19 protein-coding genes are annotated in these 26,806 nt (G+C 63.5%); 5 read left to right on the top strand and 14 right to left on the bottom strand.

Annotated elements, in window-relative coordinates:
- The first annotated feature begins 48 nt into the window (after positions 1 to 48).
- On the top strand, positions 49 to 3,552 hold the full coding sequence (locus R2834_10140) for a T9SS type A sorting domain-containing protein (GenBank protein MEZ4700677.1): 3,504 nt from the start codon (positions 49 to 51) through the stop codon (positions 3,550 to 3,552).
- A gap of 97 nt (positions 3,553 to 3,649) precedes the next feature.
- On the top strand, positions 3,650 to 4,726 hold the full coding sequence (locus R2834_10135) for a PorV/PorQ family protein (GenBank protein ID MEZ4700676.1): 1,077 nt from the start codon (positions 3,650 to 3,652) through the stop codon (positions 4,724 to 4,726).
- Positions 4,727 to 4,879: 153 nt separating this feature from the next.
- Here R2834_10135 and fsa read toward each other — a convergent pair whose 3' ends face one another.
- Positions 4,880 to 5,545 carry a fructose-6-phosphate aldolase gene (gene fsa / locus R2834_10130; GenBank protein ID MEZ4700675.1) on the bottom strand — a complete coding sequence of 222 codons (666 nt, stop codon included), beginning with the start codon at positions 5,543 to 5,545 and terminating at the stop codon, positions 4,880 to 4,882.
- Positions 5,546 to 5,827: 282 nt separating this feature from the next.
- Here fsa and R2834_10125 point away from each other — a divergent pair, with 282 nt between their 5' ends.
- Positions 5,828 to 7,108: a putative sugar nucleotidyl transferase gene (locus R2834_10125; protein ID MEZ4700674.1), complete on the top strand. Its 1,281-nt coding sequence runs from the start codon at positions 5,828 to 5,830 to the stop codon at positions 7,106 to 7,108.
- A gap of 21 nt (positions 7,109 to 7,129) precedes the next feature.
- On the opposite strand, the gene R2834_10120 is transcribed toward R2834_10125, so the two are convergent.
- The 11 genes from R2834_10120 to R2834_10070 form a co-directional block, all read right to left on the bottom strand.
- Positions 7,130 to 8,860, bottom strand: coding sequence for a SpoIIE family protein phosphatase (locus R2834_10120; protein MEZ4700673.1), 1,731 nt, complete (start codon positions 8,858 to 8,860; stop codon positions 7,130 to 7,132).
- Positions 8,861 to 8,897: 37 nt separating this feature from the next.
- On the bottom strand, positions 8,898 to 9,401 hold the full coding sequence (locus tag R2834_10115; protein MEZ4700672.1) for a metallophosphoesterase family protein: 504 nt from the start codon (positions 9,399 to 9,401) through the stop codon (positions 8,898 to 8,900).
- Between the two features lie 12 nt (positions 9,402 to 9,413).
- Positions 9,414 to 10,403 (bottom strand): hypothetical protein, encoded by a 990-nt coding sequence (locus R2834_10110; protein MEZ4700671.1) that lies wholly within the window; start codon positions 10,401 to 10,403, stop codon positions 9,414 to 9,416.
- 360 nt (positions 10,404 to 10,763) lie between these two features.
- Positions 10,764 to 11,450 (bottom strand): metal-dependent hydrolase, encoded by a 687-nt coding sequence (locus R2834_10105; protein MEZ4700670.1) that lies wholly within the window; start codon positions 11,448 to 11,450, stop codon positions 10,764 to 10,766.
- Positions 11,451 to 11,461: 11 nt separating this feature from the next.
- Positions 11,462 to 14,281 carry a T9SS type A sorting domain-containing protein gene (locus R2834_10100; protein MEZ4700669.1) on the bottom strand — a complete coding sequence of 940 codons (2,820 nt, stop codon included), beginning with the start codon at positions 14,279 to 14,281 and terminating at the stop codon, positions 11,462 to 11,464.
- A 525-nt stretch (positions 14,282 to 14,806) separates the two neighbouring features.
- Positions 14,807 to 16,891 (bottom strand): oligopeptide transporter, OPT family, encoded by a 2,085-nt coding sequence (locus R2834_10095; GenBank protein ID MEZ4700668.1) that lies wholly within the window; start codon positions 16,889 to 16,891, stop codon positions 14,807 to 14,809.
- 99 nt (positions 16,892 to 16,990) lie between these two features.
- Entirely contained in the window at positions 16,991 to 17,962 is a 972-nt protein-coding gene (locus R2834_10090) for an aldo/keto reductase (protein MEZ4700667.1), read from the bottom strand.
- A 111-nt stretch (positions 17,963 to 18,073) separates the two neighbouring features.
- Positions 18,074 to 18,529, bottom strand: coding sequence for a hypothetical protein (locus R2834_10085; protein MEZ4700666.1), 456 nt, complete (start codon positions 18,527 to 18,529; stop codon positions 18,074 to 18,076).
- Positions 18,530 to 18,667: 138 nt separating this feature from the next.
- Complete coding sequence (locus R2834_10080; protein MEZ4700665.1) at positions 18,668 to 20,158, bottom strand: M20/M25/M40 family metallo-hydrolase; 1,491 nt, start codon at positions 20,156 to 20,158, stop codon at positions 18,668 to 18,670.
- A gap of 7 nt (positions 20,159 to 20,165) precedes the next feature.
- A complete protein-coding gene (locus R2834_10075) occupies positions 20,166 to 21,302 on the bottom strand; it encodes a carboxylate-amine ligase (protein ID MEZ4700664.1) in 1,137 nt (378 codons plus the stop codon).
- A gap of 158 nt (positions 21,303 to 21,460) precedes the next feature.
- The gene (locus tag R2834_10070) at positions 21,461 to 22,282 is read right to left on the bottom strand and encodes an NAD(P)-dependent oxidoreductase (protein ID MEZ4700663.1); all 822 of its coding nucleotides are present in this window, start codon (positions 22,280 to 22,282) and stop codon (positions 21,461 to 21,463) included.
- A 186-nt stretch (positions 22,283 to 22,468) separates the two neighbouring features.
- On the opposite strand from R2834_10070, the gene purQ reads away from it, so the two are divergent.
- A complete protein-coding gene (gene purQ / locus R2834_10065) occupies positions 22,469 to 23,173 on the top strand; it encodes a phosphoribosylformylglycinamidine synthase subunit PurQ (protein ID MEZ4700662.1) in 705 nt (234 codons plus the stop codon).
- A gap of 40 nt (positions 23,174 to 23,213) precedes the next feature.
- Positions 23,214 to 23,852 carry a rhomboid family intramembrane serine protease gene (locus R2834_10060; GenBank protein ID MEZ4700661.1) on the top strand — a complete coding sequence of 213 codons (639 nt, stop codon included), beginning with the start codon at positions 23,214 to 23,216 and terminating at the stop codon, positions 23,850 to 23,852.
- Between the two features lie 1,097 nt (positions 23,853 to 24,949).
- Here the strand turns inward: R2834_10060 and R2834_10055 are convergent.
- Positions 24,950 to 25,660, bottom strand: coding sequence for an HAD-IA family hydrolase (locus tag R2834_10055; protein MEZ4700660.1), 711 nt, complete (start codon positions 25,658 to 25,660; stop codon positions 24,950 to 24,952).
- A gap of 10 nt (positions 25,661 to 25,670) precedes the next feature.
- On the bottom strand, positions 25,671 to 26,792 hold the full coding sequence (locus R2834_10050; GenBank protein MEZ4700659.1) for a hypothetical protein: 1,122 nt from the start codon (positions 26,790 to 26,792) through the stop codon (positions 25,671 to 25,673).
- Positions 26,793 to 26,806: the final 14 nt, after the last annotated feature.

The raw sequence follows: 26,806 nt of genomic DNA, 5'->3' as shown, positions 1-26,806 counted from the left end.
CTGTGTTATTTCCGTCATCGTAGGACACAATTTTTGACGCGAACAATCATGAAATCTTTCCTTCGAATGGTGTTCGTGGTCGTCGTGGCGCGCGGGTTGAGCGCCCCGACGGCACGAGCCCAAAACTGTGAGCAGGCGCTTGGGGAAGCATTCCTCGACGTGAATAACGTCCGGGCCCGTATCCTCAACAACGGCTCGCTTTTCTACCGCGGTGAACCGCACGTGTACGAAGTGCCGAAAGGCTCCGGCTCGAACGCGATCTTCGCGTCGGGTATCTGGCTTGGCGGTTTCGTCGGCAACGAGACGGCTCCGCGTGTCGCGGCGTCGACCTACGGCCCCTGGGAATTCTGGGCCGGCCCGCTCGACGAAAACGGCAACCCGCCGGCGGATTGCGGTATCTTCGACCGTGTCTACAAGGTGAACAAGACCGACATCCAGAACTACGAGGCGAGCGGCGCGACCACGCCGGCGCTGACGGGCTGGCCGACCGGTCTTGGCGCTCCTACCCTTGCCGCTCCCGGCAACGGTGTGGATGACGACGAAGACGGCGAGATCGACGAAGAGGGCGAACTGATCAAGTTCGATATCAGCGTCCCCCTTGCGTCCCGCGCCAGCCGCGTCATCGACCTGGCTGCCGGCGAACGCCCCGCGATTCTCGGCGACCAGTCGATCTGGTGGGTGATGAACGACCGCGGCAACACGCACGAGCGCAGTAGCTCGTCGCCGATCGGCGTGGAAGTGCATGGCCTCGCGTTCGCCTTCAACCAGGCGGGCGCCATCGGCGACATGACCTTCTACAAGTTCAACATCTTCTACAAAGGCAGCGAGCCGCTGAATCGTGCCTACCTGGGTATCTTCTCCGACCCTGACCTCGGTGACTTCGCCGACGACTACGTGGGTTCGGACTCGACGCTCGGTCTGGGTTACGTGTACAACGCCGACAACGAGGACATCAGCGGTGAAGGCTACGGCACGCCGGCTCCGGCCGCGGGCTACGACTTCTTCCAGGGTCCCATCGTCCCGTCGGTCGGTGATACGGCGCTGGTAAGCGGCCGCAAGATTCCTGACTTCAAGAATCTGGGCATGACCACCTTCGCCTTCTACAACAACGGCGGTACGGTCATCGGCGACCCGGCTTCGGCAGAAGACTTCTACAACTACATGCAGGGTCGCTGGCGCGACGGTCGCGTGTTTACGTACGGCGCCAACGGCCGCGACGAAACAGGCGGCGGCTCCACCATTCCGACCCGCTTCATGTTCTCCGGCGACCCGGTAACGGGCACCGGCTGGACCGAATTCAACCCGGATCCCTTCACGAACAGCGTCCCGCCGATCAGCCCCGGTGACCGCCGTTTCGCGATGGCGACGGGTCCGTTCACCATCAACCCCGGCGACGAACAGGAGATCATCTTCGGTGTCGTGTTCGCCAGGGGCACGGACAACCTGAACTCGGTGGCCAAACTGCGTCAGGTCGACGCGGCCGCCCAGTCGGCGTTCGACGTGAACTTCGACCTGCCGGTACCGCCTAACGCGCCGAACGTGACCGTGACGGCGCTCGACGGTGAAGTGGTACTCGAGTGGACCAATCCGTCCAACTCGAACAACTACCTCGACTCGTATGCGGAATTCAACCCGCTGGCCGTCGTCGAGCCCGGTTCGCCGGACGAAGCGAAGACCTACTTCTTCGAAGGCTACGATATCATCCAGTATGACGATGTCGCAGACCAGACGGGCAAGTTGATCGCGACGTACGACGTGGCGAACGGCGTGACCCGTGTGATCGACGGCCTCGAAGGCGAGCCCACCGAGATCACCGCGTTCGGTACGGACTCCGGCGTGCAGAACTTCCATCGCATCACCAACCTGACGAACTATAAGACCTATAGCTTCGGCGTTCAGGCGTATGCGTACAACGAAGGCTCTGTGCCGAAGGTCTTCCGCAGCCCGGTCACCCGGTTCGAAGTCATCCCGACGCGCGGTGAAGATGCGCTTTCTGAGACCGCCGTCACGGCGGCCCAGAGCGTCGCCGAGCCGGACATCCTCGCGGATCGCGCCGGCGTGGGCGAAGGCCGCGTCTGGGTTGACGTCGTGAACCCGGGCCGCGTGCAGAACGCCACCTACACGGTTGAATTCTACTCGATCGAAGTGCCGGACAAAGTGGACGGCCGCGTCGCGGAAGAAGAAAACGTGGTGGACCCCGCCGTGGGTACGCCGGCTGTAGCGAAGACGAGCGCCGCCACGGCGACGACCTTCGATATCAAGCGTAACGGCACCGTCATTTTCGACGGCTCGGCCACGGGCGAACCCGCTCCGCAGCGCGAGAAGCTGACGGTCATCGACGGTCTGCAGTTCAGCGTCGTCGGACCGGAACTCGGCATCAAGGGCTTCGCGGCGGTATCGAACAACGCCGGCCCGATCGACCCGCCGGACATGGCGGCCTTCGCCTTCAACAGCTCGGGCTTCCCGATCCTCGAAGGCAACGTCACGCCGGAAGGTTCGTATCCGTCCAACGACCGCCCGACCGAAGGCGTCCAGCAGGCGCTTAGCGCGGCCAAATGGGGCTTCCATGCGGGTGGTGCTTCGAGCATCAACTTCGGCTCCACGAGTGATGGCACGACCTTCCTCGGCCGCGCGGTGCGCAACGACAACCTGGATCGTGTTTCCTTCTACGACTGGGAGATGCGGTTCACGCAGGCGTGTGCCGATGGCATCAACGGTGTGATCGAAGAAACGGACTGCCTCGCCTGGCGCGCCTTCGATGACGGCGCCATCGTCGAGGTGCCGTTCCAGCTCTGGCGCGTCGGCGTCGGCACGCTGACGGACCCGTCGGACGACGTGCGGCTCATCCCGGGCATCTGCGAGGAAGCTTGCGGAGCCGGCACGGATTCGCTCGTGTACGACCTCGGTGGCGACCACCCGATCTCGGGCGGCGACAACGATCCGTTCACGGACTGGATCTACTGGTACCTGCCTGAAGACGGCGGCGCTACGCCGGGCGAGCAGGGCTACCAGGACTTCTTCTTCGGAACGGCCGATACGGGTGGCGAAGTGTTCGCCCGCACGGTTCTGGTGAACTTCAACGGTGGCACGCTGCCGGATGTCAACGCGCCGTTGCCTGAATCCGGCACCACGTTCCGCCTCTACACCTACAAGCCGAGCCAGCCTGGCGACACCTTCACGCTCAGCACAGCCGGGTTTGAAGTGGCGGCCGCGACGCAGGCTCAGAAAGAAGCCGACCTCGAAACGATCGGTATCACCCCCAACCCGTACAAGGGCGCCTCGATCTATGAGCGCAGCCAGCTGATCGACGAAGTCCGGATCACGAACCTTCCGCAGGAAGCGACGATCCGCATCTTCACGCTCCACGGCGCACTCATCCGGACGTTGAGGAAGAACAGCCCGGAACGCTATCTCAGCTGGGACCTTACCACGGATAACGCGTTGCCGATCGCCAGCGGTATGTACCTCGTGCATGTTGAGGTGCCTGGCGTAGGCGAGCATACGATCAAGTTCGCCGTGGTCAAGAAACGCGTCCAGCTGAACGTGTTCTAGCACCGAATCCCTGGGTATGCGGGGGGCTCAAGGCCCCCTGCACACCCGATTCTTTCTCGACCTTGTAGACAATAGGGTTTTTGATATGAAAGCATTGATGCAAAAAACATCGTCGCTGGGGTTCGGCTTGCTAGCGCTCGGCTTGCTGCTCCTTAGCGCACCTGAAGCGCGTGCGCAGGATATCGGCAGCGGCGGCGGCAACCTCGGCCAGTCCGGCTCCCGCTCCGGTACGTCGGGTGCCACCGAGTTGCTGGTGCCGCTCACGGCACGCTATACCGCGCTCGGCGGCACGTCCACCAGTGGTCTGAGCGACATGAACGGTCTGGAGGCGCTCTACGCCAACCCGGCCGGCCTCTCGCTGAATACCGGCACCGCCGGGATCTTCAGCCGGGTGGAGTACGTAGCCGACATCGGCGTGAACTACTTCGGTATCGCGCAGAACTTCGGTCAGTACAACAACATCGCGTTCACGATCTCGGCCTGGGATTTTGGTGATATCGCCGAACAGACGGAAGATTCGCCTGAAATCTCGGACGTGACGTTCAACGTGTCGTACCTGACGGCCGGTCTGTCGTACTCCCGGCAGCTCACCGACCGGATCTCGGCCGGCGCCACGATGAAGCTGGTCAACGAAACCATCGACGACGTGAGCGCTTCGGCGGTCGCTTTCGACGCGGGTATGACCTACAACGTCAGCGAGATCGGCCTGCGCCTCGGCGTCAGCCTGAAGAACATCGGCAACGAGCTGGCCTTCTCCGGTACCGGTCTGTCGCGTAGCGTCAAGATCCCGGGACAGGATCCGTCGGCCAACAACAACACCCTCGCTATCGAAAGCGACGGTGTGCAGATGCCGACGCTCCTCAACGTGGGTATCGCGTACACCGTGCCGATCGCCGGCTCCAACTATGTCAGCTTCCTGACGAACTTCCGGTCGAACTCGTTCGACCAGGATAACTACTCGGGCGGCATCGAACTGGGCTTCCAGAACATCCTCTATGTTCGCGGCGGCTACCAGTTCTCCGAAGACATGGATCGCACGTTCTACCAGGGCCCTGCCTTCGGCGGCGGCCTCAACCTGAACGTGGGCGGCACGCGGATCGCGCTCGACTACGCGTACCAGCCGACCGACTTCTTCTCGGACGTCCAGTACATCACGGCTTCGTTCTCGCTCTAAAGCCTGACGAAACGTACGTTGGGTTACCGATCATCCCGGGTTCCGACGGAGCCCGGGATGATCTTTTTTTTGGGCCTCTGTGCCTCGCTACCGGACAAAAAAAGCCCGATCCGCAGCAGCGGACCGGGCTTTTTCCGTAGGTCGATGTCTATTTCAGGCCTTGACGCCCTGCTTGGCCTGGAAGGCTTCCCAGTCGGCCAGGAACTTCGCGAGACCGTTCTCCGTCAGCGGATGCGTGAGGAGCGCCTTGATGACGTTCAGCGGCATCGTTCCGACGTGCGCGCCGGCCAGCGCCGATTCCACCACGTGCATGGGGTGACGGATCGAAGCGGCGAGGACCTGGGTCTTCAGATCGTAATTCTTGTAAATCGTGACGATCTGGCGGATGAGGTCCATCCCGTTCTGCGAGATGTCGTCGAGACGGCCGACAAACGGGCTGATGTACGTCGCGCCGGCCTTGGCGGCGATGAGCGCCTGGGTCGGGGAAAAGCACAGCGTGCAATTCGTGCGGGTCCCTTCCTCGGTAAACGTCTTGATGGCCTTGATGCCATCCAGAATCAGCGGCACCTTTACGACAACATTCTTGTGGATCCGCGCGAGGACGCGCCCTTCCTGGAGGATGCCGGCGTAATCGGTGGCGGTCACTTCTGCGGAGACATCGCCGTCGACGATTTCACAAATGCGGTAGATGTGCTCGTGGAAATCCACATTGCCGGCCTTTTTCATGAGCGAAGGGTTCGTCGTAACCCCATCCAGCACGCCCATTTCGTTGGCCTCTTTGATCTCCGAGAGATCGGCCGTGTCGATGAAAAACTTCATGATCGATAATCGATTTGGTCCTTGAATATGGTGATCGAACGTGACGAGGACTACTACGAAACCGAAAGGTCTTCTCGACTTGGTCTGATTCTCGCCCGTAGGAAGCAACAAGTTTCGCCGCTGCCCGTGCGGCATCGCGCACGTACGTTCAGGGAAGCGATTGCCTTCCGGTAACGGAAAAGGCGGGTACCTTACACCCGGAGGGTATCGGTACGCCGCATTCCAAACTTAACGCATACCTCGCAGCCTGGCAATGCGAGTCATTCTTCCCGTATCAGGTTCATGACCCATCTCTGCATTTTCGAGGACGATCAGGTCGAGCATCTACGCCCGCTGGTCGACCTGCGCGCCGTGTATCAGCTGCGGCCCGGAATACGAACGCTATTGGAAGCGATACGAACGCTGTTGCCTTCGTGTCCATTGGTACTCCACGCCCGGAAAGACGTTGCATCGATCGCCGCAACAGCCACGGGATGGCCGGCCGGCCCCCCGCCCGGGGAGGTCGCCGTCGTCTTTGTCAATGGCCGCCTCATCGCCGAGGAGGGGCCGGTGCTGGAGCGCATCAAGACCCTCTTCGCGCCGGAAGCCGGCGAGCAGACGCTGGTGCAGGACGGCGTCCTGGTCGCGGCGAAACAGCGGCGTGTCGACGCGCGCCTGTTCGAGTGCCCAGCTATCGGCCTGGACGCGTTTCCGGGTGCGCGGGCCTACCCGGTGGACGGCGCCCGCTTCGTGCGCCGGCACTGGCATGTCATCGACGAAATCCGCGCCGCGCTCGTCCGCGACGCCGCGGTCTGTGCGCGGGATACGCAGACCTGGCATCCTCTGCCGGAGACGCTGGCGGAAGGGGTCGTGGCGGCCGGCCGCGAAAACATCCTCGTCGCGGACCCTGTGCGCATCATGCCGGGGGTCATCCTGAATGCCACGAATGGGCCGATCGTGATCGACGAACACGCGACGATCATGGAAGGGTCCATTTTGCGAGGTCCACTCTACATCGGTCCGCGCTCGACCGTGAAGGCGCTGGCCGAGCTGGAAGGATGCAGCATAGGCCCCGGCTGCAAGGTGGGCGGCGAGGTCCAGGATGTCATCCTGCATGCCCACGCCAACAAGGGCCACGCCGGCTTCCTGGGGCACTCGTACATTGGGAAATGGTGCAACCTCGGGGCGGGGACGACGGTCTCCAATCTGCGAAACGACTATGGCGAAGTCTCGCTCTATAACATGCATCTTGGCCGCTATGAACCGTCGGGCCGGCAGTTTCTCGGCGTCATCATGGCGGATCACACCAAAACCGGCATCCAGTCGATGATCAACACCGGATCGGTGTTCGGCGTCTCGTGCAACCTGTTCGGCGCGGGCTATATGGACCGGTACGCCCCGTCGTTCTCCTGGGGCGGTCCCGAACGCGGATTCGTGCCCTACCGCATCGACAAGGCGTTGCGCGTCGCGGAGATGGTGATGGCGCGGCGGAGCCTGGACATGACCGAAGACGAGCGGATGCGCCTTATCGCGCTGTACCGCAGCGAGCATCCCCAACTCATCGACGCGCCAGCGCCGGGCTGACACGCCCGGACCCGCGCCGGCTCAGACCCCCTTGACCACGATCATCGTGAGGTCGTCGCTCAGGAGCGTGGCGCTGCCCGTGAAGTCGATGATGTCCGTCCGCACCGCGTCCATGATATCCTGGGCGCTCTCGTGCTGATGCCGGCGCAGCAGCGCCATGAGCCGCTCCTCGCCGTATTCCTCCTCGTCGGGGCCCATCGCTTCGGTGACGCCGTCCGTGAAGAGCGCGAGGACGTCTCCGGCCTCGAGCGACACCGTCCCTCGCTCGTAGGGCACCCCTTTCAGGACGCCGAGCAGCAGCCCCCCCTTTTCGAGCAGTTCGATCTCCCCGCCGCCGGCGCGCAGCAGCATGGGCGGGTTGTGGCCGGCGTTGACGTAGTTCAGGAGGCGCGTATCCGTGTGGTATACCGCCAGAAACGCCGTGATGAACTTGTCGAAACCGGTGTTCTGGCAGATGACGCGGTTCATGTGGCTGACCACATCCTCCAGCGAAAGCTCCATCGGCGTCATCGTGTGGAGGCAGGCCTGCAGGTTCGCCATGAGCAGCGAAGCCGGCATCCCCTTCCCCGTGACGTCGGCGATCGCCATGAGCAGGCTGCCGTCCGACTGGATCAGCAGGTCGTAATAGTCGCCGCCCACGTGCCGGCTGGGGAAAGCGACCGCGGAGAGGTCGATGCCGGCGACATTCGGGATCTCTTGCGGCAGCAGGCCGAGCTGGATGTCGCGCGCCAGCCGAAGCTCCTCCTCGATACGCTCTTTCTCGATTTGCTCATCGACCAGGTAGGTGTTCTGCAGGCTCACATAGGCGAGGTTACCGAAGGCGGAGAGGAGTTCGAGATCCTCCTCCATATAGGGTTTCCCGGTCATCTTGGGGCCGAGACACAACACGGCGCTCGTTTCGTCCTGATGGCGGATGGGCAGGATCAGCTTCATGCCGCATGCGGTCATCGGGTCGAAGACGGGCAGGGCGGCCTCGCTCAGATACTGCGCCTCTTCCATGGCGTCGAGGGCATCCATCACCGGTTCGGGAAAATCGCAGTCCGGCACCCCGTGTGACGCGATGACGCGGAGGCCATGCGGATGCTCCGCATTCCCGCCCGGTCGGCGCATGATGAACAGGTACTTGTTGACCAGCATCTGCCCCATCAGCGTAAAGGTAAGCATTTTGAGCAGCTGGGAGCGGTCGAACGTGGCGTTAAACTGCTGGGACAGGTCGAAGAGGGTGTTGAGCTGCTGGATTTTGCCGTCGAGGGTCCGGTTCGTGCGCCGCAATTCGTCGACGACGAGCGAGTTCTTGACGGCGGCGGCGGACATGTTGACGAGCGACTGGATGAACTCCAGCTCTTCGTCGGAGAACGGCACCCCGGTCGCCTTTTTCCCGAGTCCGACGAGGCCGATGAGCACATCCGAGCTGACGATAGGGAGCAAGAGCACCACCTGGTGCCGGCGGAGCGCCTCCGGCACCTCGTCGTCGCGCAGGATGCGTTGCTGCGTACCGGTCTCGAGCCGCACGATCGTGTCCACCGGAATGTCCGACAGTCCTTTCACGATGACGGCCTTGAAGAGCCCGTCCTGCTTCCCGTCGAGCAGACCGATGCCTCGCGTGACGAGCAGTTTGCTCATGGCCGTGAGGAGCAGGTTGTTCAGGACGAACGAAAGATCCAGGGAGCCGCTCAGCAGCCGGCTCGCCTCGTACAGGGCTCTGAGATCGTAACGTTTGGCGCGTTGTGCCTGAGACGGAGTTTCGAGCATCGCGTGGGTGGGGATCGGGTAGCGGCAGCCTCGTGCGTCAGGGCTGTCCGGGTTCGTCGAGATGGATCACCTCGGCCTGCGTCGCCTTGCCGCCGTCGAGGGTGATGCGCACGCAGGTCTTGACGAGGTGGAATCCCTGTTGGCCGGCGGCGCCCGGGTTAATATAGAGCATATTGCGGAGGGATTTCACGCGTTCGATGCGCAGGATGTGGCTGTGGCCGCAAATAAAGATATCGGGCGGTTCGTCGCGCAGGAGCGTTCCCATGCCGCGCTGCCAGGCACCGGGCCGGCCGGCGATGTGCGTCATCCAGATGCGCACGCCTTCCACCTCGCGCTTATAATGCTCCTCGCTGCGGCGGCGGATGGCGGCCCCGTCGATATTGCCCCATACGGCGCGTGTGGGCGCAAGTGCTTCGAGCTGATCCAGAATGTCCGGGGTGCCGACGTCGCCGGCGTGCAGGATCAGGTCAACGCCGCTGAGATAGGTGGGAATCGAGGGATGAAAATAGCCGTGGGTGTCGGACAGGATGCCGATGCGCATAAACAGGAAGGCTCAGCGCAGCATCAGGCGGACGCCCACGCGCTGGCGGCTGCGGGGCCAGTTGGCACTGGCGGGTACCCACTGGTGAACCGGGACGCCGATGAACGGGAGGATCTGGTAGCCGGGCCGATTGAACTCGATGCCGCTGCGGAACCAGATGGCGCCGCCGATATAGTCGGAGTCGATCGTGACCTCTTCCTGCTGCCCGATGGACTTTTGCGAGGCTTTTGGCGTGGGCTCGACGAAGGACGTCTCCAGCAGGTCGTAGTTGCCCGCCTGGCCCATGAGGGAGAAGAAGATGTTGCTGCCGGCGGGGTCGAACGCAAAATCGTATCCAAGCATGAGCCGGCCTTCCCAGCCGAAGGCGCGCGTGTAGATGATGTCTACATTGCGGTCGCGGCTGTCATTTCCCAGGGCGTGCAGGATGTAGTTGCCGCTCCCAACGTTGGGGGAAGGCTCATCGCCCACGACCCATTGCTCGTAACCCATCCGGATTCGGCGCACGCCGATCGCGAAATTGGACGTGGTCGTCGGGGTGATGCTGCTGGCGGAGAGCCAGCCGAGGTCCATCTGCGGGAATCCGACGCGTCCGTCGAGCGAGGGGTCCACCGCGAGCCGGAGGGCGAAGGTCGTCTCCTCGTTGCGCTCATAGTAGGTGAAGACCACCCAGCTGAGGTTGAGGCCGCCGCGGGTGCTGTTGCCGGCCGCGTCGATGATGCCGCTGAGGTCGAGCTGCGGGGCGAGCTGGTAATCGAGCCGGAAGCTGAGGCCGAGGGGATTGGCTTCGAACGACTGGATCCCGTCGTCCTGCACGACGCCGGCGGTGCGGTAGGAGATCTCGCCAGTGAGCGCATAGCCCCCGAAAAATTCGCGCTGGGTCTGTTCGCTGCGATAGAAGGGGTCGTACGTCTGGAACGGCCGCTGCGCATGGGCGGTCCCTACCCCGGCTACGACGAGTAGCGTGATGAGCGGGAGGGTTCGATGTGCACGTTGGCGCGTCAATGCAAGAACAGCCGGATGCTGCCAGGGTTCGAAAAACGCGGTACCTACAAGGGGGGAGGCATTCAAGTAACGCAATAAAGCGCAAGAAAGCCACCGTCTCAGATCCCTGTCGCTACTTCGTAACGATGGGAGCGAGCGAGATAACCGTTTTGTGTCCGGGGAGCGGGAATGTTACGTACGGACATTGGGCCGCTGCATGACTCCGACGAGCGGTCCGCTCTGCTGGATACGGGACGCTGGTTGCGCATAGTCGCTTGCCAGCGAGTAGCCTGTATCGGATGCCCGGCGCGGAGGGGTAGCCAGATCCATAGCTTCATCCAGCGCCCTACGGGGCGACGAGCATCAGGTGCTTAGACGAATTCAGACCGAAAGCGTTTCCCCGGGGGCCATGACCTGCGCGTGATGGCCGGCTTCCGCGAACGAACGCGCCCAGGCTTCCGTGTCGATGCGGATTGGGGGAAAGGTATTGTAGTGAATGGGGATGAACCGCCGCGCCTTGAGCATCTGGGCCGCCCGAAGCGAGCTGCGGGGGCCCATCGTAAATACGTCGCCGACGGGGATGAAGGCGATGTCGAGGGCGTAATCGGCGCCGATCCAGGCCATTTCGGCGAAGGGCGCGGTGTCGCCGGCGAGGTAAAGCGTCTTCCCCTCGATCTCCAGCACGAAGCCGCCCGGATTGCCGCCGTACGTCCCGTCCGGGAACGACGACGAGTGCAGGGCATGCGTCATCGTGACCCGCCCCCAGGGCTGGTCGACGCCGCCGCCGATGTTGAGGCCGATCGTGTGGTCGTGGCCGTGCTGCTGGTTCAGGCGTGTGGCGATCTCATAATTGCCGATCACCAGCGCGCCGGACGCCTTCGCGATCTCCGGCGTGTCGCCCCAGTGGTCCCCATGGGCGTGCGTCAGCAGGATGACGTCGGGCTTGAGGGAGCCGGCGTCCACGATCCCTTTCGCCAGAGGATTGCCTGAGATGAAGGGATCGACGAGGATGTCCACGCCGCCGGCCTCGATGCGAAGGGCCGAGTGGCCGTAGTAGGTGATGTTCATGGTGCGGGGGATTAGCGAAGGAGGATCATGGAGCGCGACCGGGTAACGGCGCCGGCCTGCAGCACGTAAAAATACAACCCACTGGCCAAATCGACCGCATCGAACGTAACCTCGTGCCAGCCGGCGGGCTGGCGTTCGTTCACGAGGGTCTGAACGCGCCGGCCGAGCGCGTCGTAGACGGTCAGCTGGACAGGCGCATCCTCGGGCAGGGCGTAGCGGAGATGGGTGGTGGGGTTGAAGGGGTTTGGGTAGTTGGGTTCGAGCGTCAGCGAAGTGGGCAGGTTACCGGCTGGCTCGACAGCGACGGCCGATGTGGCCACGGTGAACTGCCAGGTGGCCGACCATCCGCTGATTGGAAGTCCGAGTCCATGGGCATCGACGAGACGGAGTCGCCAGAAATACGCGTTGCCGGCCATGACGTCTTCGAGGGGAAACGTCGTGTCCGTCAGCGTCGTGTCGACGAAGGGGCGGTCGAACGCGGGGTTGTCCGCCACCTGCAACGTGTATGGGTAGTCGAGCCCGTACCAGTACAGGGTCACGGGCGCGAGCAGGGCCGTATCGTTATTCGCCGGCGCCGAGTGAACCGGCGGTTCGATCCTTCCGGAGAGGATGCGGAAGGTGGTCCCCGGCTCAGGTAGGGCCGATGTGTAGGGCGGTGCAACCCCGCCGTTCCGGTTGACCAGAACGATGCGGGCGAGGATCTCGCCGCCGTGCCCGGATCCATCGAAAAAGAACCGGTTGTAGCCTTCCTGTCCAGGCTGTTGGAACGCGGGATCGGGGAGATACCAGTAGACCCAATCGGTTGCCGGGTCGTCCATGCCGCTCGAAAGCAGGTGGTCTCCACCGATATCGAAGACGAAATCCTGATCGCCGGCATCGCACGCCGATTCGCACACCGCCGGGATCAGTCTCATATCGTCATTCGGATCGTCCGGTGTGTGCTCGCCAATTCGCCAGAGTTCAAACGGTACTTCCATCCATTCGCCGCCGAAGGTTCTCCATGCGAGGCAATCGGTGTCGTCGGTCACGCCGTCGATGCTCGCGGCGCACGCCTCGGTGAACCGCATCTCGTAATCGAAGGGAGAAAAACGCGCGATGTTGTCGTTTCGCAGCACCCGGGATACAAACGATTGGTCGTTCTTAAACGACCCGTACTCCCAGGCCCCGCCGGCATGGAAGCCCCAAACCGCGCTATTAAGGGATTGTTGGACGCCCGGTGTGGGCTGGAGAGCATTCGGGTACGTCCCTTCCGGCGTAAGGCGCCCTTCGAGAATCGGAAAGTCTTCGAAAAGGAAGTGGGAAAACGCGGCCATGTCGGGCGGATCGATCGCTCCGGCAGCGTTCGAGGTGGTCATGAAGCCGCCGAAAAAGGAGGTGTTAGGCGCGGCACTCGTGGTGAAGGTCCAGGTAGGCGACCAGGGCCCCTCTCCGCCTCCGTTGACCGCGCGAACGCGCCAGAAATACGGCGTGGACGGGAGAAGTTCGTCGACGGCGAGGTGTGTCGCCGTCTGTGTCACGCTTTGGATGATGTTGGTGAAGCCGGCGTCGGTGGCGACGTCAATGGCATAATGAGTCTCCGTCAATTCAGGATTGGCGTGCCAGTAGAGGGAAAGGTCGAGCGGTTGTTCCAGGACGCCATCACCCGGTGCTTCAAGCACAACAGGGCGTCGGGGAGCGGAGCCCTTCGCCAGGGAAGGCACCGCGAGGCCGGCGTCGAAGGCAACCTGCACCGCTGCGTCGATGTCCCGTAGACGCCTCACCGAATCCAGATGGTCTGTGCCGGTGGCGAGCAGGATCCCGAAGGTGGTTTCAAACCGGTCACCCGGCTGGAGAGTGAAAGGCCCCGTGCCCATGGTGAATCGACGATCGTACGTTGCGTTGGGAGGGGCCGAGTTGGTAAATGGGTCCGGATTGCTCTCCGTCCACCCGGTATGGGTGACGGGATCGCCGGAAAACATGAACGAGGTTGGTCTGTTCGATGCGCCGGTCTCGGGATTACGCCCATCGCCCCCATAGGTGATCGGTGTGCCGTCACGCCATCGTCCCTGCAAGGCACGGTGATATTCGACAGCTAACCCGGGGCCGCACGTAGCGCACGAACCATCGGGGAAATAGCCGAATACGGTCATGCTCAGGTTTCGGAAGTCCGGAACACGTTCGCCGCCGATCCACGCGGAATCGCCGGGCGATGGAACGGCCGGGCCCCGAAAGAAATCGTAGCCGAGCGCAGGGACAGGAGTGCCATATCCTCGGTATCCTGCATTCGAGCCAGGGTCGTCGTCGTTGTCCGCATTGTAGACGTAGGCAAGACCGAGCGTCGTGTCCGATCCGACATAATCATCCGAGAAATCGCCCAGTTCGGGGTCTACGAATATCCCGAGATAGGCTTCTTCAAGGGGGGCGTCTCCGTGGTAATAGACCGTGTAGGTGTAAAACGTCATGTCGTCGACGGCCGTACCTTCGCGGGCCGCATAGGCCATGGCGTGTATTTCGACGCCGATAGACTCGCCTGGAGGTTGTCTATCTACAATGCCCCGGTCGTTCATGACCCACCAGACGACTTGATCGCCGAGCAGGGCCGGCCGTTCGCCTGCCGCGAGGTCGATGATACGCTCCGCGCGTTGTGCGAGGGGGACGTCGATGTCGAATCGAATGTACTCCCCCGGCTCGTCGATGATACCGTCGTTGTCGTCATCCAGGCCGTTGCCCGGCGCGGCAAGCGTTGGGGCGCCGAGACCGGTCGGCCAGCCGGCGAGATCCTCCGTGGCGACACCCGTCTGCGCATAGGCGGCGAGGTCGGACACGCTCACGCGATAGAGGCGATCATACATGCGGCAATCGGCCGGTGGGTTGCCCTGCTCGTCCAGAGGGCCCGGCGAAAACGCCGGAAAACTCCCATAACGCGATACCACGGCACGCGGAGTCGTTTCATCCCCATACCGGCCGACGAGCCAGATGTCCGATACATAAACAGGCTCGATCCCCGATCCTTTGGGCAGTTCGTACGAAAACCCCGTAGAGCCGTTTACGGGGCGAAACAGCACTCCGGTGTTTCGTATCGTGGCTCGCACGTTGTTTGCGTCGAGGAGTGACCATCCTTCCGCGGTGCATGTCGCGGTTTGTGCGACGGCCGGCGTCGTCGTGCATAGCAGTCCTGCCAACGTCGCACAGACCATGGATAAGAAGAGCGCGCGCGCGATGCTCATGCGGATAAGTTCCTATTGACAAGGGGATACGGGCAGGTCTAACATACTAACTTTGTGCCTCCGGCTGCACAGGTCGCGGCGAATTACCCCACAAAAAAAGCGAGGGCAAACACCGGTTCGCCCTCGCCTTTATTTCGGATGTGCAGCGTATCAGCGCTCCTGCCGAATCGCCACCTTGTACAGCCAGTACGTGAAGCCCACAAAGGCCCCAACGCCGAGCACATGGGTTACGATGTCGTTCGCGCCGTCGCTCAGGCCCAGGGAGATGCGAAGCACATCGGTGCTTTCAGCGATGGCAAACGGGATGGCGAGGATGATGCCCACGAGCGCCTCGCCCGTGATGAGCCCCGAGGCGAAGAGCAGACCGCGCTGTTCGGACTGTTTGACCTCTTCCTCGTAGCGGTCGCCCAGTGACGCCTCGCGGCTTTTGAAGTAGCGGGTGGCGGCAAAGGCGGCCATTCCGCCGATGAAAATCGCGGTGGAGAGTTCTAGCGGCAGGTAGATGCCGACCGCCACCGCAAGCACGGGCGCCCGGAAGGACGAGCCGCGCGCTTCCAGCATCTTGTCGATGACGATGATGGTCACCGCCACCAGGGCGCCGATGCCGATCATGCCCCACGGCAGGTTACGCGTAAAGACGCCGTTGGCCACCGAGCTCATGAGCGTGGCCTGCGGCGCCTGGAGCGCCTCGCCGGGATCCATGCCGGCGCGGGGAAACACGTCGCCCAACCCGTAGGCCTGGAAGAGCAGGCTCAGCACCGGCGCGATGACCAGCGCGCCGGCCACCACGCCCACCATCTGCATGATCTGCTGCTTGTACGGCGTCGCGCCGACGAGCTGGCCGGCCTTCAGGTCCTGCATGTTGTCGCCGGCGATCGCCGCCGCACAGCACACGACGCCCCCGACCAGAATCGCCGTCGCGGCCGCCTGCGTCGCCCGCGCCGTGTCGATGGCGAAGTCGATCTCGGTGCCCAGGATGTAGTAGAGCACCAGCGAAATGGAGAGGACCGTCGCGATGGTGACGCCCGAGATCGGGTTGTTGGACGAGCCCACCAGGCCGGCCATGTAGCCGGCGACGGAGGAGAACAGGAAGCCGGCGACGTAGGCGAACAACAGCGCGAGCGCCACGGTCGACCAGAACAGGCCGGTGCTGATGTCGAGCGCTTCATGCTCGACGACCGACGTGAATACGACGAACAGCGGAATCGTCAGCACCAGCGCACCGATCATCACGATGTTGATCGGCGTGTCCTGTTCGGTGCGAAGCACGCTGACGCTTTCGCCGGAACGCGACGCCCGAACCGCCTCGAGGGACGAGCGCACGCCGTCCCGGATCGGCTTGACGAGCGAGAGCAGCGCGTAGATGCCCCCGGTGGCCATCGCGCCCACGCCGAGGTACCGGATCTCCCTGCTCCAGATGGCCAGCGCCGCCTGGTACCCCTCGCTGCTGCCGACGATGCCCTGGACGGTCTCCGGCGACGAGACGGCCATGAAGATGGGGATACCGAAGAGCCACGAAATCAACCCGCCGGCGAACACGAGTGTCGCGATGTTCAGGCCGACGATGTAGCCAACCGCCATGAGCGCCACCGACAGGTCGCTGCCGAAGCCAAAAATCGAGCGCCCCGTGGTGATGGCGCCGTCGACGGACGAGGCGGCGAGCTTGAAGCCGGTCTGAAACAGTTTCATGATCGCCGCACCGATGCCGGCCAGCGCGATGTAGCGCACGCCCTTGCCGCCCTCCGTCCCGGCTTTCAGCACCTCGCCCGTGGCCACGCCCTCCGGAAACTTCAGCTTGGCCTCGATGATCAGCGCGCGCCGCAGCGGCACGGTGAAGAGCACCCCCAGCACGCCGCCTACGAGCGAGATGGACATCGTCTCCACGAAGTTGAACCCCTGCCAGAATCCGAGCATCACCAGCGCCGGCAGCGTGAAGATCACGCCGGCCGCCAGCGATTCGCCCGCCGATGCCGCCGTCTGCACGATGTTGTTTTCGAGGATGTTGGACTGCCGGAACATCCGCAGCACGGCCATGGAGATCACGGCGGCCGGGATCGAGGCGGACACGGTGAGACCGACCTTCAGGCCGAGGTACGCATTCGCGCCGGCCAGGATCGCCGAGAGCAGAAAGCCGAGGACAACTGCCTTGACCGTGATCTCGGGCAGCGATTGCGACGCCGGCACATACGGCACGACAACATCGTCATGCGCGGGGCGTGTCTGGGTTGAGTGCATAAGCGGTTTAAGGATTGATGTTCAAGGCTCAAGGGGATCAGGTACACGGCTCACGCTTCAAGACCTACGCCTTGAACCATAAACCTTGATCGTTGAACCTCATTGGGACCACGACGTCGGTTCGCGGTCCCAGCGGTGGGCCTGGAGCGCGGTGTGCAGGTCGGCCTCGAGGGGGCCGGCGTCGCTGCACGCGATATTGGTTTCCACATGCTTCAGCTTGCGCATCCCGGGGATGATGGTGCTCACGTCCGGGTTGTTCAGGATGAAGCGCAGCGCCATGTCCGGCAGGGTCATCTCGGCCGGCACCAGCGGACGCAGGGCGTCGGCGTGATCCACGCTGGAGTTCAGGTTTTCCGGGACGAAATAGGTGCTGCGCCAGTCGTCCGCCGGCCAGGTGGAGTCTTTGGTGATCGTACCCGTGAGGGTGCCTTCGTCGAACGGCACCCGGGCGATCACGGCTACGTCCTGCGCGGCGCAGGCGGGGAAGAGTTCGTCTTCCGGGTTCTGGTCGAAGATGTTGTAGATCACCTGCACGGCGTCGATGACGCCGGAGTTGACCGCGCGGACGCCGTTCCAGGGCTCCCAGCGGTTGATGCTGATGCCGATGGCGTGGAAAAGGCCCTGACGTTTCAAATCGGCTACCTTGCCCATCCAGCGGTCGTCGTCGACCCAGTCATCTTCCCACACGTGGAATTGCATCAGGTCGAACGCATCCAGGCCGGCGTTTTCCAGGCACTTGAGGGTGTATTCCTCGATATGGTCCGGCGGGAAGCAGTCGTCGAGCGTGTAGCCGCGCCGGCTGGGCCACTTGAAGTTCTTCGGGGGGAGCTTGGTCGCCGTGTAGAGCTTTTTGTCCGGGTGGGCGCGCACGAGATCGCCCAGTAACCCCTCGCTGTGGCCGGCGCCGTATCCCCAGGCCGTGTCGAAAAAATTGCAGCCGAGTTCGACGGCCCGGTGGAGGCTGCGCATCGACGCATCGTCATCCGATCCGGTCCATCCCCCCATCCCCCACATCCCGTATCCGATTTCGCTCACCTGCCATCCGGTGCGTCCGAAACGCCTGTATCGCATGAAATCACCCTGAAAAGGGACGGTCTGCCGTCCAGATAAAAAACAAGGACGCCGCGCGATGCGGCGTCCCTGCGAATTAACGTATTTCTTGGGCAGAATTCCAGTGCGGGATTATTGCTCGTTGGCCCCGCCCGGTCCGCGCCGGCCGCCGGGTCCGCCGCGAGGCCGCATCTCGGCGACTTTTTTGTCATACGTCGCCATCTGCTCTGCCGTGAGGAGGGTGGCGAGTTCGTCGCGGGTGCCCTTTTCCAGGTCCTGCATTTCGGCGCGCATCTTCTGCATGGTTTCCGGATTCCGCTCTCCGCTACCCATGTAGGTTTCCATGAGCGCCATCCGCTCCTTCTGCTGGTTTTCCAGGATGCCGCGAACCTGGGTTTCGAGGTCGCCCGTCACGCCGAGCGCGGTGACGAGTTCGTCCGTCTGCGCCTTCATGCGCGCCGCGCGCTCCGCGGGGTCACCGAATCCGCCCCGCTGGGCGAGGACGGCCTGGGGCGTGGCGAAAAAGAAAAGGCCGATGAGCAGGGCGAAGCCGGCCATGCTTCGCCACGAGATTGAACACTGATTCATAGTCGTTGTGCACGTTGATGAACGTGGGGTGAGGTGCGCACTGACGCCGCCGCCGGCGCGCGTTCGGTGGTATTGACGACCGCCGTGACGCCCGGATTCCGTGCGAGAGGATTATTTTTTGGATGTGCGCCGCCGGCGTCAACCCGGATGGCCCAGCCCGTGCAGCAGCCCGGCAAACAGGTCGATGCCGTACCAGAGGTTCGCGACCCGCAGGTTTTCGTCGGGCCCGTGCTGGTTGTTGTCGTGATTGGCGATGGGGACGCCCACGATGGGGAGGCCGAGGTGATCGGCGAAATGATAGAGCGGGAGCGATCCGCCGAGCGTCGGGAGGAGCGCCACGGGCTCGTCGGCGAGGTGGGTCACGACCCGGATGATGTCCTGCACGATCGGGATCGACATGTCGGTGCGGACCGCCGGGTACGACGGGTCGAATTCGAGGCGGGCGATCTTCGGGTAGGTACGCCGGGTTTCGGCATCCGGGACGTCGTCCACGAGGTGCCATCCCTCGGCGACCAGGTGCCGCTGGATCCGGTCCATCATCGTCTCCGGAAGGAGGCCTTTCACCAGCCGCACGTCGATGCTCGCCCGGGCTTCCGAGGGGATCATGTTGACGATGCGGCCATCGGCCACGCCGCACTTGATGCCGCGGATGTTGAGCGAGGGCCACTGGATGCGTTCGTTCAGGCCGGCGTTTTCGCATTCGGTCGCGGCCAGTCCCAGCTCGTCGCGCAACGCGGCGTCGTAGTCCGGCAGGGCGTCGAGCGCCGCCTGCTCGATCGCGTTGAGCGGCACGACGCCGTCGTCGAAGCCGTCCACCAGCACGCGCCCCGCGTCGTCCTTCATCCCGGCGAGCATCCGGGCCAGCAGGAGGCCGGGGTTGGGCGCCCAGTTGCCGTAGTGCCCGCTGTGCAGGTGCCGGTTCGGGCCGTATACCGTCACGGTGAATCCGGAGAACCCGCGGGCGCCGAAGAAGAGCTGGGGCCGGCGGCTCTGGTGCACCGGACCGTCGCAGATCAGCAGGGCGTCGGCCGCGAGGCGATGGCGGTAGGCGGCGAGGTAGTCGCCCAGGGTGGGCGAGCCGATCTCTTCCTCCCCATCGAAAAAGAACTTGAGGTTGACGGAGGGCGGCAGGCCGGCGGACTCGAGCGCGTCGAGCGCCGTCAGGATGGCGGTGAACGGCGCCTTGTCGTCGCTGGCGGAACGGGCGTAGATCCGCCAGGCGGGGTCGATGGGCGCATCGGCGGCAGGAAACGGGATCGGCCGGCCGCCGGCGGACAGGGCGTCGCTGAAGAGCGTCGGTGTCCACGGGGCCACGGTCCACTCGTCGGCGTCGGCTGGCTGGCCGTCGTAATGCGCGTAGCACAACACGGTCGTCGTGGCGCCCGGCGTGGTCCGCTCTCCGAAGACGACCGGCGGCATCCCGCCCAGACGCCAGATTTCGGTGGCGATGCCGCGCCGGCGCATCTCGCCGGCGAGGTAGTCGGCGTTCCGCTCGATCGCGGCGCGATCTTCCGCCACGTTGGGCAGCGCAAGCCACGCGGCGAAGTCGGACAGGATGCGGGCGCCGTGCCGTTGCCGATAGGCGCGGGATGCTTCCAGGGCGCGCTGGACCGGTGGAGAGGGCGTCATGGGCGGCTCAGGCGACCCCGTACAGGGTTTCCTGGATGAGCATCTGAACGACGGCGCGCAGCGCTTCCCGGTCGTCGGCGCCGCCGGCCTTGGCCTCCGTGAAGGTGCGCACCTGCCAGTGCGCGCTGGTGCCCTGGCCGAGGATGGTGCGGGCGTGGCGGACCTCCTTCACGCAGCCGAAATATTCGGCGTCTTCCTGGATGAAATCGAGCAATTCGTCCAGCAGCTGGGCGTAGGGCACGATCTTGCCCTTTCCGTAATCGATGAGGCCGCGCTCGAAGCCGTACCGCTGCGCGCGCCAGCGGTTTTCGTTCAGCAGGAGGTTCGCGTAGTTGCGCCAGCGCTGGTTGCTCCGCCGCAGCCGGTACAACATGCGCAGCCAGCAGCGATAGAGCGCGGCGATACAGAGGGCGTCCTCGAGGTGGGTGCACAGGTCCGAGATGCGCATTTCGAGGGTCGGAAAACGCATGCTGGGGCGGATATCCCACCAGATCTTGGAGCTGTCCTCGATCACGCCGGCGTCGATCAAGACGTCCGCATGCCGCTTGAACTCGGCGAAGCTCGAAAAATGCTCGGGCAGCCCGGTGCGGGGCAGCTCGTTCCACACGGCGATCCGGTAGGACATCAGGCCCGTGTTCAACCCCTCCCAGAAAGGCGACGACGTGCTGATCGCCAGCAGGTGCGGCAGGATGTAGCGCGTCTGATTCATGAAATCGATCCGCATGTCCGCGTCCTCGATGCCGACATGCACGTGCATCCCGCTGATGACCATCCGGCGGGCGACGGCCTGCATGTCGCGGACGAGCATGGCGTACCGGTCCTTGTCCGTATGCTTCTGGCTCTCCGTCGCCGAAAACGGGTGCGTCGAGGCGGCGATGATCGCCAGCCCGTGTGCGTTGGCGACATCGGACACGGCGCGCCGCAGCCGCATCAACTCGATACGCGCGTCCTGGATGGTCTGGCAGACATGGGTGCCCACCTCGATCTGCGACTGGAAGAACTCGGGCGTGACCTGGCCTTCGAGCAGCTTCTTGCACTCGTCGAGCATCGACGGAGGTGCCTCCCGGATCAGATCGCCGGTTTCGTGATCGACGAGGAGGTATTCTTCTTCGATGCCGATGCTAAAGGTGGGTTCAGGAATCATGGGCGGTGGGGACCGGAACGTGAGCGAAAGGGGGGATTGCTCGCGGAAGATAGGAGTTTTTCGTATTTCGGAATATGGGGCGTCACGCGGTGCGACCCCGCATCCGGCCCCAGTCCCCTACACAAAGCCCCAGCCCCCTTATACAGAGCACCAGTCCCCTACACGAAGAAGTCCGGCCACAGTTCGGCGCCCGGCGTCACGGCGTAGCCGCTGAGGTCGGTGATGCCGGCGCCGGCGAGCACCTCGTCGTCGATGAAGAAGTTGCCGGTGCAGCTGCGGCTGTCCTGGGTGAGGATCCAGTGCGCGGCGTCGGCGAGGATCGCGGGGGTTCGGGCGTGGCGGACGGCCTCGTCGCCTCCGAGCAGGTTTTGCACCGCGGCGGTGGCGATGATCGTGCGCGGCCAGAGGGCGTTCACCGCGATGCCGGCCGGCCTGAACTCCTCCGCCATGCCCAGCACGCACAGGCTCATCCCGTATTTCGCCATCGTGTAGGCCACATGCGGCGCGAACCAGCGCGGCTCCATGTTCAGCGGCGGGGAGAGGTTCAGGATGTGCGGGTTGGCGGCGTTTTTGAGGTGGGGGAGGCAGACCTGCGCGCAGAGGAACGTGCCGCGGGTGTTGACCTGATGCATGAGGTCGTACCGTTTCATGGGCGTCGCCTCGGTGCCGGCCAGGTAGATGGCGCTGGCGTTGTTGACCAGGATGTCGATCCCGCCAAACGCGTCGACCGCCCGGGCCACCGCGTCGCGGACGATGTCCTCGGACCGGATGTCCACCACCAGCGGCAAGGCCCGGCCGCCGGCGGCCTCGATCTCGTGCGCCGCCGTGTAGATGGTGCCCGGCAGTTTGGGGTGCGGGACCTCCGTCTTGGCGGCGATGACCACGTTGGCGCCGTCGCGCGCCGCGCGCAGGGCGATGGCCTTGCCGATGCCCCGGCTCGCGCCGGTGATGAAGAGCGTCTTGTTCGATAGCGTAGCCATGTTTCGGGTGCGTTGGCGAAGAAGGGCGGTCGATCAACTTAGGCGGAGCGGGCGAGGGAAACAAGCGGATGTTTCATCTTGAGAGGCTGGGAAGCGAGGCGGGCGGACCGTATCTTGGGCCCGAGCGCAAACGACCGCGGCGGGCGCTCGCGGCGGTCTTCTATCCGGTACCAACCCATCGCTTACATGAAAATCGGCATCCTGCTTTTTCCTGGCGCAAACTGCGATCACGACGCCTATCACGTCGCCGGCCACGTGCTCCGGCAGGAGGCGCGGTTCATCTGGCACAAGGACACGCACCTCGGCGATGTCGATCTCGTGATCGTGCCGGGCGGGTTTTCGTACGGGGATTATCTGCGCGCCGGCGCCATCGCCCGGTTTTCGCCGATCATGAAGGATGTCGTCCGGTTCGCCCGGGACGGCGGGCTGGTGATGGGCATCTGCAACGGCTTTCAGATCCTGTGCGAAAGCGGACTGCTTCCGGGCGCCCTCATGCGCAACGCCTCGCTCCGGTTCGCCTGCAAGGACGTCCATCTCCGCGTCGAATCGACCGATACGCCCTTTACCTCCTCGATGAAGACGGGCGAAGTGCTTCGGATTCCCATCGCCCATGGCGAGGGGAATTATTATGCGAGCGACCGCGAACTGGACGAGCTGGAAGCCGCCGGACAGGTCGTGTTCCGCTACGCGACGCCCGAGGGAGCCATCACGCCGGACGCCAACCCGAACGGCGCGGCGCGAAACATCGCCGGCATCGTCAACGCCAACCGGAACGTGCTCGGCATGATGCCGCACCCGGAGCGCTGCGCCGAAACGATCGTCGGCAGCGGCGACGGATTGAAGGTGTTCGAATCCATCCTCGTGCATGCCGGCGCGGTATCCGCCGGATGAGCTTTTCCCACCCGCGCCCCCGGTGCTAGCCGATCGATCGATGAACCTTCTCGATTACCCCGCCACGCTGGCGTTCCTCGTTGTCAATGTGTTCGTCAGCGGGTACGTGTTTTTTGTCGATCCATCCTCGATCGAAAAGCTGTCGTTTAAACCGCGGGCGATCGTGGATCGCAAGGAATACTACCGGTTTCTGTCCGCCGGCTTCGTGCATGGCGGCTTCGGGCATCTGGCAGTGAACATGCTCACCCTGTATTTCTTCGGGCCGTATCTCGAAGACCTGCTCGGGATCTGGAAATATGTGGCGCTCTATTTCGGATCGGAGATCGCCGCGCACGCCCTGACCTTCTATTACCGCCGCAACGACCCGATGTATTCCGCCGTCGGCGCCTCCGGGGCGATCAGCGGCATCGTGTTCGCCTTCTGTCTGTTTGCCCCGTTTGCCATGCTGGGCGTGATGTTTTTCATCCCCATGCCGGCCATCCTGTTCGCCGTGCTCTATACGTACGGTTCGATCTACATGATGAAACGCGCCCAGGCGGAGGGCGCGTCGGGCGTGATGGGGCGCATCGCGCACGAGGCGCATCTCGGCGGCGCCATCGGCGGGGTGCTGCTCACGATCATGCTGGAGCCGAAATCGCTGGGCATCTTCATCGAACAGATAATGTCCGTTATTCGATAGGATATATTTCCGCCAGAAATGGAAAAATGAGCGGTTATGTCCGTTATGCTACTTGATCTGGGGCGCCGATTGCCGTATGTTCAGGGCTCCTCATGTAGCCTGGAAGCTTTCTGGCGGAAGCTGTCAGTTGCGCACGTCGAATGAGCACCAAAGACTCGGCCCTATCGGCCGGGTTTTTTGGTTTAGGGGGGCTGGATCGGTTCGTCGGGTCGAGTTATCCACATCCTGTGCATATTTCTGTGGAAAACCCGGTGGATTATGGGGGATAACACCGTGGAAAACCTGTGTACATTTTGTGGGTCGATTCCGCTTGATACCCCGCTCAAATCGCAGTACCATTTTCGCCGTGCCTTCGGGCACTGTTCCTTGACGTGACTGTGTCTTCAGACTGCATGGGGATCGTACTTGCCGGCTTTCGGGCCGGCGAGCACTATGATGCACCCTCCCGGGTACGGGCGAAGCGTCGGCCTTGAGCCGGCGGCGCGCAACGCCCGGATTCGGCCTATGTGTCGGTGTCAGGCGCTGATCTGGAATGCTGCACCGGATCGGCGCTTTCGAAACGATACGGATCGTGCGTGTGGACATGTCCGCGCGTCCGAGCCAGGCCGAGAGCCTCTTTGTAAATCCGTCGATCGGGTTGCCTGTTCATCCAGCAAAAAGGTTGAGGATTGCACGGCCGGCGCTTCGAGCCTGTTCGCAGGTTGGAAAGCCGGTATCTGCATCATGGCTACCGCCAGTGTCGCAACGGGGAAACGCTCGTTTTCCTGCTTGCCCCCGGCTTAAGCTGCTTCACAGGGTTAGCGCCTTGCGCGAGTGACTGGAACGAGCGCTCGCGCGGGATCTGCGCTGTGGAGAAGGTGATCTTACGTCCGTTTTTTCCGATTGTCGTACGCTCATGCGGCATCGGGCGCCGTTCGACCTGTGGGACGAACGGCAAAGGAAACGGGATGCGTATCTGGAGGCCGGGCCTCTCCCGGTTGATGACGAACCTTTTCTGGCCGAACGTCATTTGCCGGGTGAGGCGGTCGCGCTCAAGGGCCCCCGATGGCTGCCCTGCTTCTGCAGGGTAGCCACTTTTTTTTGCCCCTGCGGTGCCCCTACCGGGGCAGAAGCGCCGCCGTCAGCGCCGCCCAGTCGTCGAAACGCAGCATCTCTTCGCCGCCGCCCGCGGTGGTCTCGGGCGTGTACCAGGCCGCCTGCCAGCCGGCCTTCCGCGAGCCGGCGATGTCGGAGTGGTACGAGTCCCCGACATACAGGATCTGTTCCGGGCCCACCCCCGCGCGCGCCGTCGCCTCGGCGAAAAGCTGCGGATGCGGCTTCAGGTACCCCACCTCTTCGCTGATGACGACGGAGACGGAGTGCGAGCGGAGTTCGGGAAACCGGTCGAGCTTCGCGTGCTGCACTTCGGCGAATCCGTTCGTCAGGATCCCCGTCGGCATCCGGGCCGCGATCTGCAGAAAGGCGTCGCGTGCGCCGGCGCAGTAGCGCCAGTGATCGGCATAACAGGCCATGTAATGGTCGCCCGTCTCGATCGGGTCGAGCGACGTGATGCCCAGCGCGTCGATCAGCATCTCGAAACGCCGGCGCCGCAGCATCTCCTTGTCGATCTCGCCGGCCGCATAGGCCGTCCACAGGGCCACGTTATGGGTGTGATAGACCGCCTGCACGTGGTCCAGGTCGTGCCCGGCGAACGCTTCGCGGTAGTGCTCGTACAGATGGGTCAGCGCCGTGCGCTGGGCGCTGTGGTGATCGAGAAGGGTATCGTCGAGATCGAAATAAACGAAGGCGGGATGCGGCGAAAAGGGCATGCGGCAGGGCTTACAGGGCGCGTTCGAACATGGCGTATTCCTTGTCCATCACGCCGCCGTACGAGGTAATGGCGTTCATCATGGCCGGATTGCTGTCCAGCACCCAGCTCATCTCGCTGGCGAAATACCCGTTTCGGGGGCCTTCGACCATGATCTCCAGATTCAGGATCGCATCCAGCCCCATGCCCTGGTATTCCTTGATGACGCCCATGAGCAGGGTGCGGCACTCGTGGATGCCGCCGAACTTGGCGCGCAGCAGCAGCTGCGGCAACCCGAAGGGCAGCAGACGGCCGTTGGTGTGCTTCAGCGCGAGGTTGATGTTCGGCAGCGAGATGGAGAAGGCCACCGGCCGGCCGGCGTCTTCGAGGATGAAGACGATATTCGGGTCGACGACCTGTTTGAGGTCTTTCGCCAGATGCGCGAACTCGTTTTTCGTCATCGGGACGTGGCCCCAGTTGCTCGACCAGGCGTCGTTGTAGATGTCGAGCACGATCTGGGCGTCGCGATCGAAGTGGGCCATATCGAGCTTGCGGAGCGTCAGCGAAGGATGCCGGCGGTACACGAGCTTGACGCCCCGATGCAGCTTGTCGATCGACAGGTACTTCATGTTGATGTAGTACGCCCACATCGTCATCGCCCGTGTAAACCCGTACCGCTCCAGGTATTCGGCGTAATACGGCGGGTTGTAGGGCATCATGATCGACGGCGATCGATCGAAACCGGTCACCAGCAGCCCGGAGATGTCGTTCATCGACGGATTGGTCGGCCCACGAACGCCCTTCAGACCCTGCCCGCGCAGCCACTCGCCGGCCGTCTCGAACAGGCGCTCGGCCACATGGTAGTCTTCGATCGACTCGAAGAAGCCGAAGAAGCCGTTGCCGTCGTCGTACTTCTTGAGGTGCATCCCGTTCACGATGGCGGCGATCCGCCCGACCACGTGGCCCCGTTCGTCCTCCGCCAGAAACGTCTCGATCTTGCCGTGCTCGAAAAACGGATTCTTGCGCGGGTCGAGGGTTTTTTTGACATCCATGCGCAATTGCGGCACCCAGTGCGGGTTGGACGCATAATGCGTGTACTGGAAATCGATAAAACGCTTCAGGTCGCCGGCCGAAGCCACGCGGCGAACGCGCACGGCGGTCGACGACG

Source organism: Rhodothermales bacterium, assembly GCA_041391505.1.
Classification (GTDB): domain Bacteria; phylum Bacteroidota; class Rhodothermia; order Rhodothermales; family JAHQVL01; genus JAWKNW01.
The sequence above is the reverse complement of the archived record's forward strand: the minus strand, read 5'-3'. Positions and strand labels throughout refer to the sequence as shown.